Source organism: Gilliamella sp. Fer1-1, assembly GCF_001690825.1.
Classification (GTDB): Bacteria; Pseudomonadota; Gammaproteobacteria; order Enterobacterales; family Orbaceae; genus Gilliamella; species Gilliamella apicola_C.
In genome coordinates, this window is record NZ_LZGX01000057.1 from 1 (window position 1) to 9051 (window position 9051).

General features: G+C 34.7%; 6 protein-coding genes. 5 read left to right on the forward strand and 1 reads right to left on the reverse strand.

Annotated elements, in window-relative coordinates:
* The 4 genes from A9G28_RS07545 to dld form a co-directional block, all read left to right on the forward strand.
* Positions 1-1337 (forward strand): hypothetical protein (locus A9G28_RS07545; RefSeq protein ID WP_218057347.1); only part of this gene is annotated, 1337 nt, incomplete at its 5' end.
* Positions 1338-1360: 23 nt separating this feature from the next.
* Positions 1361-1486 (forward strand): hypothetical protein, encoded by a 126-nt coding sequence (locus A9G28_RS13855; RefSeq protein WP_255307559.1) that lies wholly within the window; start codon positions 1361-1363, stop codon positions 1484-1486.
* Between the two features lie 454 nt (positions 1487-1940).
* The gene (locus A9G28_RS07550; RefSeq protein WP_065568439.1) at positions 1941-2777 is read left to right on the forward strand and encodes a YcxB family protein; all 837 of its coding nucleotides are present in this window, start codon (positions 1941-1943) and stop codon (positions 2775-2777) included.
* A 466-nt stretch (positions 2778-3243) separates the two neighbouring features.
* Entirely contained in the window at positions 3244-4941 is a 1698-nt protein-coding gene (dld, locus tag A9G28_RS07555) for a D-lactate dehydrogenase (protein WP_065568438.1), read from the forward strand.
* 96 nt (positions 4942-5037) lie between these two features.
* On the opposite strand, the gene mutS is transcribed toward dld, so the two are convergent.
* A complete protein-coding gene (mutS, locus tag A9G28_RS07560) occupies positions 5038-7599 on the reverse strand; it encodes a DNA mismatch repair protein MutS (protein WP_065580260.1) in 2562 nt (853 codons plus the stop codon).
* 294 nt (positions 7600-7893) lie between these two features.
* Here mutS and A9G28_RS07565 point away from each other — a divergent pair, with 294 nt between their 5' ends.
* Positions 7894-8550, forward strand: coding sequence for a hypothetical protein (locus A9G28_RS07565; protein ID WP_065580261.1), 657 nt, complete (start codon positions 7894-7896; stop codon positions 8548-8550).
* Positions 8551-9051: the final 501 nt, after the last annotated feature.

The window sequence follows — 9051 nt, forward strand, 5'->3', positions numbered from 1 at the left end:
TTTTAGATAAATATATTGAAAATAATTATCTAATGAAAAAAGATAGTTATAACCCTAATTATTTGAATAATTTACGAGTTAAGTTAGTTAATAATATCATTTATATTAATAATAACCAGTATAATGTCAGCGTACATCGAACATCTGATTTATCCCAATTGCTCACAAAAAATCTAATTGAAAATCCAATTATCAACGAATTTATTTTACCGAATGGTGATGTAAATTATTTACAATTCGATGATGTTTTAGATGTTGATTTAGCTAAATTATTATTGCCAAAGCATAGATTGATTTTTGGTAATGATCAGTTATTATTTATAAATGAATCTTTTGTTGCATCTTTTTTAAAACCCCAAAACAAGTATTCATTTCAAAAATTAAGTAATAAATTTCCCTCATTAGATTTACCAATTAATTCTAAAAGATCAGCGAAATTCATTCAGGATGAGAATTATTATAATTATCCTCAAAATATATCAAGAAGTTTTGCATACTATTTAAACTTATTCGATAACGATAGTTTATATGAACAGTTAAATAATTATTTAATTGATTTAAATGGAATAAAGCTACCTCAAATTAATAATGTGATAAATCCAATTTTAATAACTGGCACACAAGAAAATGAAGAGCAAATAATTTATCTTTACCTTTTATCAGAACAATATGATTTTTTAGATAAGATAATATTAAAAAATTATTATGGCGCAACAAGAGATGAGGCAACAAATATGTATCCAGCCGGTTTTGGGGGTTACAATATAGACAAAAACTATTCCATTGAACGCCAACAACGCTTTGAAGATGAAACAATAGAAATACAACATTTTCAAATTACAAAAGAAGGAAAGTTTCAAGAAATACCGGTTACGTCTAATTGCTATAGCAAATGGGCTACTAAAGATCCAAATAAAAATTCGGCTAGAAGTCTTTTGTTAACAAGTAAGCAAGCTAATAATTATTTACGTTTTGAGGGTAGTCAATTAGAAGAGCTTGATAGTGTGGTATTAACTTTAAATGCTAATGAAAAAAAACTTTGTGTTAATTATCAACAAGTTTATCCGGTAAACTTTGGTAAGACTAATTCAAAACAATTTTTTGGTAATGAGGCATTATATCAACAGCAAGTAGAAAATTTTAAAAAATATCACATTGATATCAGTAACGAATTGGAATATGCCACATTTGAAAATATTGATGAACTACCTATAGCTAAATTTTTATTAAATGGCAATCAAGCCATTTATATGAACAATACATTATTTATTGTAGGTAAAGATTATTTTGTGGCTTATAGACAACCAACAAAAGAGGAGTTAGTGTATACTCAGTAGCACAAAGGTATTAATGATTTGCCATGAAACGAGCATTAGCAGATGGATTACTGGAGAGTGGAAAGACAATTATATTAGTTGAAAAAGAAGTCAGATTAATCCATGCCTTTGGGCGAGGTCACTATTTAAGCTGGTTGTATAGTGGATAGGTTACACTAATTAGTACCCGTTTTATAAGGTCATTGCTATGATAAACAAAAAAACAGAAAGTGGTACCAACAATCACCAATTGCATTTCAAAAAGAAAAAATGCAGTGTAACTACCCATTAAAATAGTGCAGTAGAAAATTCTCTATGATAAAAGTAAAATGGGATTTAATGATGAAAAAGGGCTGAATCAAATTGTAGCTATTTTAAAAGAAGCTGAGGATGGTATTCCTGTTAAAGAGCTGTGCCGTAAATAGGGCATAATTCAACTTTTAAGGAAAACAAGCGAAGAATGGTTAACGATTTATAACACCGAAAGACCGCAAAGGCATTAAATAAAATAACATGACACCGATTGAATATAAAGCACTAAAATAGGTCGCTTAATTTTCTACGTGAGTTGTGTACTAGGTGAGTTGTGTACTAAGTTTGGGATATTTACAAAAGAGCTAAACAATGAATAAAAAAATAACTGTAGAATATAAAATCAACTCGCAATATTTGTTAGATTCGTACTATGCTCAGTCTGGCGTGCTAGATAAAGAGTTTGCCGAGAATTTAGACCGCTCAATAGCCGACAATATGCGAAATTTTCTAATCACATTTGATGATGAAAAAATGATATTACATAATCAGGATAAAAGTGAAACCAATACTTACTATTATCAAGACTTTTATCAAATCCATAAAAAAGCAGATGGGTATCTATTTTTTGTTAATTGCACAATATTTTATTTTGTTAAATTTGAACTATTTAAGCCCGAACATTTAATAATATTAGACAATAACTTAAAGCCATATTACGAAAAAGAGTGTGACGCACCATTAGCTGTTATTGAAAATTACGAAGTGACAACACAAAGAATCCTAACGGGGCTCAAGTATTTGTACCGTAATATAACGATCGGAATGTTTGTAATACTTTTTATTATACTGATAGGTTTTATTTTTGATCAAATTTCTCTATCTATGCTATTGGGTTCTATTTTTGCCTTGGTTGGGTATCCATTGTGTTTGCGATTATCGGTGAATCGCATTGTTAAATCGGTGAATAGCGTTTACCGCCATGCAATTATCACATTTTATAATGATAAATTAGAATGCACATATAAAGAAAAACTATCTGGAGTTAAAATTAAATATTCGGAATTTTATAAGATAAGAAAATTAAAGAAAGGCTATTTAATACAAATACAAAAATATTCTTTTTATTTTCTTTTTTATGACGAATTTACTCATCAGCAACGGCAAAAACTTGAGGAAAGTTTTAAGCAAAATAAGAATTATTGTTAGTCATATTTGGTATGCATTTAATCTTACGCCTCTCAACCTCCCAGAAGGATATTTTCTTGTCTTATTTCTACGGATGTTACGTTGTTATTTCTAAGATTAAAGTTAATGATTAAGCGAGAAAGTAATAATACATCTTAAAATAAGGTAAATCATATCAAATAGATTTTTATTGTTAATGATAAAAATTGCATATGCCCACTCCATCATAAAAAAGTGAATGTATAAGAAAGCGTAAATCCTTGCACTTGATGCTCAATGATAACCGATAACTTATCCATTATTTACGCTTAAACTTAACGACTATACTTCACGGTTAATCTATTTTTCATGAAAAATAACGATTAACGCGCGGTAAAGATTGATGAAATACCGATAGCTAATTGTGTAGCTTTTAGTTAAGATGGTTGATTATTAAATAACCAGTGTTAACGCAATACAATTTTCAATATACATGGGACATACCGATATGAAAAGTAATCAAACAGCTAAACTCATTGAGAAGCTACAAAGTATTGTTGGACATAAATATACTTTAACTACTCCTAGCCGAACACTCCCTTACCGTCAGGGTATTCGCTTTGGTAAGGGAGATGCCTTGGCGGTAGTTTTGCCAGGCACACTTGTTGAGCAATGGCAAGTTTTAAAAGCTTGTGTTGAGGCTGATGTGATTGTGATTGCACAATCAGCGAATACAGGTTTAACAGGTGGATCTACGCCAGATGGCAATGATTATGATCGCCCCATCGTTATTGTTAGCACTCGCAGATTGGACGGGATTAATGTTATTAAAAATGGTGAGCAAGTTGTTTGCTTGCCAGGTAGCACGCTCTATCGGCTAGAAAAAGAACTAAAAAAATATCATCGAGGCCCACATTCGGTGATTGGCTCATCTTGCATTGGTGCATCAGTGATGGGAGGCGTTTGTAATAATTCTGGCGGTGCGCTTATTCAGCGAGGACCTGCGTATACTCAAATGGCTGTTTTTGCTCAATTAGATCAGCAAGGACAATTGCACTTAGTTAATCATTTAGGTATTGAGCTGGGGGATGAGCCAGAAACGATTTTGCAGAATTTGCAAAATCATACTTATACCGATAAAGATATAAATGCAGATGCAGGTTTAGGTCATGATCATCATTATTGTGAGCATGTTCGTCAAGTTGATGCTAATACACCTGCTCGGTTTAATGCCGATCCAACCCGCCATTATGAAGCGTCGGGCAGTGCCGGACGTTTAATGGTTTTTGCCGTGCGCTTAGATACCTTTCCTTTAGAAAATAAATCGGCTGTATTTTATATTGGCACAAATAATATTACTGAATTAAATGATATTCGCCGCCATATTTTGCGTCAATTTAAAACCTTACCTGTGTCGGGCGAATATATGCATCGTGTGGCTTTTGATATTGCAGCTATTTATGGTAAACCAACCTTTCTTGCTATTCAGAAATTAGGCACAGATATGATGCCACGCCTGTTTGTTTTTAAAAATGTTGTAGATCGCATTACCGCTAAAATTCCGTTTTTCCCTAAGAATTTTTCGGATCGGTTTTCTATTTTTGTTTGTCGATTATTACCAAAGCACTTGCCTAAGTCGTTACGCAATTATCGTGATTGTTATCAGCATCATCTTATCTTAAAAATGGCAGATGATGGAATCGCTGAGGCCGAAGCTTTTTTAAAAGGCTATTTTCGAAATAAAAATGGTAATTATTTTTTATGCAATGAAAAGGAAGCACAAGCAGCGATGTTACACCGCTTTGCTGCCGCAGGGGCTGCAACGGCTTACCGCAATGTGCATAGTAAAACAGTAGAAGACATTGTGGCACTTGATATTGCATTAAAACGCAATGATACCGATTGGTTTGAAACGCTACCAAAAGATATCGATCAACATTTTATTCACAAAATGTATTATGGGCATTTTTTCTGTTATGTTTTTCATCAAGATTATATTGCCAAAAAAGGCGTGGATTGCGATAAAGTTAAGCACGATATTTTAGCATTACTCGACCAGCGAGGGGCTCAGTATCCAGCAGAGCATAATGTTGGGCATTTGTATCATGCGAATGATGATTTGAAAAAATTCTATCAACAGCTCGATCCAACAAATAGCTTTAACCCTGGTATTGGTAAAACATCAAAGAAAAAGCATTGGGCGTAATCACACCTAAAAATCTAACTGCCAAAAGTCAATTTGGCAGTGATTATTGATAGTTGTTAAATTGTAATGTGATAAAACGATTATTGCGCTTGCACATTACAATAATTTTTTTAATTGATATAGCATTTCTAAAGCTTGTTTAGGTGTTAAAGCATCAGGATCGATCTGTTTTAATGCTTCTTCGACTTCTGACGTTGTTGGCTCACTGATCATCAACGAGAGTTGCGATTTATCAATATGGCTACCAGCAGATTGTTTGGAAATAATTTCTAGCTCTTTCAATTTTTGTTTAGCTCGTTTTAATACTGCTTTGGGTACGCCAGCAAGCCCAGCAACAGCAATACCAAAACTTTTACTAGCCGCACCTCCAGATACTTCGTGAATAAAAGCAACAGTATTATCGTGTTCAATAGCATCAAAGTGGATGTTATAAACACCTTGCAGATGTTCAGGTAGTTGGGTTAATTCAAAGTAATGGGTGGCAAACAGTGTCATTGATTTGATTTCATTAGCTAAATTTTCCGCACAGGCCCAAGCTAAAGAAAGCCCATCATAAGTTGAGGTGCCTCGACCGATTTCATCCATTAAAACAAGGCTTTGTTCTGTGGCATTATGCATAATGTTGGCCGTTTCAGTCATTTCAACCATAAACGTAGAACGCCCTGAAGCTAAATCATCTGAAGCGCCAATTCGGGTAAAAATGCGATCTACTGGACCAATTGTTGCTTTTGATGCAGGTACAAAACTACCAATATAGGCAAGCAACACAATCAAAGCCGCTTGACGCATATAAGTACTTTTCCCTCCCATATTTGGTCCAGTAATAATTAACATGCGTCTGCTTGGTGATAATGATAGTGAATTGGCAATAAAAGGCGTCTGTAATACTTGTTCAATAACTACATGCCGCCCATCTTTAATTTCTATACCTGCGTTGGTTGATAGTGTTGGTGTTTGATAGTTAAGTGTTAATGCGCGCTCTGCAAGGTTGGTTAAAACATCAAGCTCGGCAATGGCATCAGCGCTAATTTGCATATCGGCGAGTTCGGGCATTAATAGATCAAATAGCTGTTCGTAAAGTTGTTTTTCGAGCGCTAATGCTCGCCCTTTAGCTGTAAGGACTTTATCTTCATACTCTTTAAGCTCGGGAATTATGTACCGTTCAACATTTTTCAGTGTTTGACGACGAGTATAATGAATTGGCGCTAAATGGCTTTGACCTCGGCTGATTTGGATATAGTAGCCATGCACCGCATTGAAGCCCACTTTAAGCGTATCAATGCCAAGCGTTTCACGCTCTCGTATTTCAAGCTGTTCTAGATAATTGGTTGCACCATCAGCAAGGCTTCGTAGCTCGTCTAGCTCTGCATTATATCCACCTGCAATCACACCGCCATCACGAATAATCACGGGCGGGGCATCAACAATAGCATGATTTAAAATATCTGCTATGCGATCAAATTGGTTTATTTTGGCACGCAATGTGATTAATGCGGGCGAAGTAAGGCAACTCAATAGATTTTGTAACTGTGGTAATAAATTATAAGCATCACGCAGACGAGCAAAATCACGAGGACGGGCGGTTCGCAACGCGAGCCTTGCCAAAATACGTTCTAAATCGCCAATTTGTTTTAATAATGGGTTGGCATCATCAATATAATTTTGTAATTCACTGATCGCAAGTTGGCGATTTTGTAATATTGTCAAATTGCGAATTGGTGCATGTAACCAACGTTTAAGCATTCGGCTACCCATTGGCGTTTGGGTTTTATCGAGTATTTCAGCAACGGTATTTTCAGTGCCACCAGCTAGATTTTCAGTAATTTCTAGATTACGCCGAGTGGCTGCATCTAATACCACAAAATCATAGGCTGATTGTTTGATAATTGAACGTATATGAGGCAGCGCCGTGCGTTGGGTATCTTTAACATATTGCAATAAGCACCCCGCTGCACAAAGTGCGTAATGGCAGTCTTCAACACCAAATCCGACAAGGTCATTGGTACCAAATTGTAAATTAAGTTGCTGTTTTGCCGTTTCAAGGTCAAAATCCCATTGTGGGCGACGGCGCAAACCATGACGATGTTCAATTAATGGCATGGATTGAAAATCTTCGGGATAAAGCAATTCAACGGGACTTGTTCGTTGCAATTCGGCTTGAATTGCCTCGAAATTATCACATTCAAAAACAAAAAATCGACCTGAGCTGATATCGAGTGTCGCATAACCATAATGGCGGTTTTGTTGCCAAATTGAAGCCAGTAAATTGTCTTTGCGATCCTCTAGTAACGATTCATCACTGACAGTACCTGGGGTAACAATACGAACAACTTTACGTTCAACAGGGCCTTTACTGGTAGCCGGATCGCCAACTTGTTCGCAAATAGCGACGGATTCACCGAGCGAAATTAACTTGGCTAGATAGCTTTCAACAGCATGATAGGGCACACCCGCCATAGGAATAGGCTCACCATTTGAAGAGCCACGTTTAGTGAGCGAAATATCTAAAAGCTGCGAGCCACGTTTAGCATCGTCATAAAACATTTCGTAAAAATCACCCATGCGATAAAAAAGCAAAATATCGGGGTTTTCGGCTTTCAGTTTTAAATATTGCCGCATCATGGGTGTATGGTCGGAAAAATTGTCTTCATTAATCATGGCGTTATTTTTTAAATTTCGTTATGTTCCAATCTGGTAAAACAATAAGCAAGTTTCGTAACGCATTATTGCAATGTATAAAATGATATGTAGTGCTTATATTATAACTGATTATTAGTTTATCACAGAAAGCTATTTTATGGCATCAGCTATAAAATCAATATCTATATCATAATCAATAAATTGCATCAAATATTTAACATATTGATTATTATTTATTGTAAAAGTTAGAGTCCTTTAATTAGCTTTGTATAGGTGTTATTTTATAAATCTAACTTAAATTAAGGAGTATAAATGTTTAAATTTTTTAGAATGTTATGCGTAGTGGCATTTGCGCTATTTATCGTATCATGCTCCACTTATAAAAGTTCTGCCGAATATCATATAGCGCAATGGCAAGCAGAATTTCATGCTAAATTTTTATCAAAAAGTCGTTTTTATTCTGAAGTTGAACCAACGGGTAATCAAACTAAAGCAAGAGTTACCGTTATTCAAATAGGGGCAAGTGATGTTAACGTAAAGATGCGGATATATGATGAAGCAACCCATTATGACAATGGTGGTCTGGTTCCTTTTCGATTTGGTGATACAGAGGCCGTAACTCCGGTTACAGATATTCATGGCGTAACGGTTTTGGGTGATTACGTCAAACCATTAAATCAAATTAATGTCATTCCAAATAAACCATTTATTTTTGGTTTTACAGTTGGAATGTCAACTAAAGTTGAACCAGGATGGTTTCGTCAAGGTTATACCAAGTTTTTTGTTTGCAACGGGATTAACCGCGCATTTGAATTTACTCCTGAAGCAGGCAAAGATTATTTATTCTCCGTTGGCGCTAAACCAGCACAAGACGAAAAATATCATCTTTGCTTACTCAAGCTAGAAGAATGGGATAAAAGAACTAAACAATATAAAAAAATACCATTTATACTTTATGCTAAAAAATAATGCTTATCAAAAATGTCAAACCGCTTATACTGCGGTTTAACATTATCAATAAAAATAACACGCCAAATCAATCACTAAAAAGTAAATAAAAACATGAGGAAGATAGGAAGCCGTAATATCATCCAAAATTACTGTTTTTCCTGAAGGCTAAGTGGTTTGTAAAATCGGCACTATTTCGTTAAAGCCTCTGTGGCAAAAGTGGAGCAAATTTTTCTGCAAAAATTTGAACATCTTAGCTATACTAAGATGACCTAGAAGAGGTGAGTATCATGGATGATACGAGTAATTATAAGTAGAGCGCATTCTGTGCTATGTGCAGGAGTTAAAATACCCCGCTTTGGTGTTATTATTAATCGCTTATTTTATTTACAAAAATTAAAACGCCGGAAATCACAGCTTTCCTATAAGTTGTTTTTCATCCTAAAAATTAGTCAGAAAAGCTATTGATTTTATTGAAGTTTTTGTTTTATAAAAATTAGCGATTTTTTATTTAATTTATGC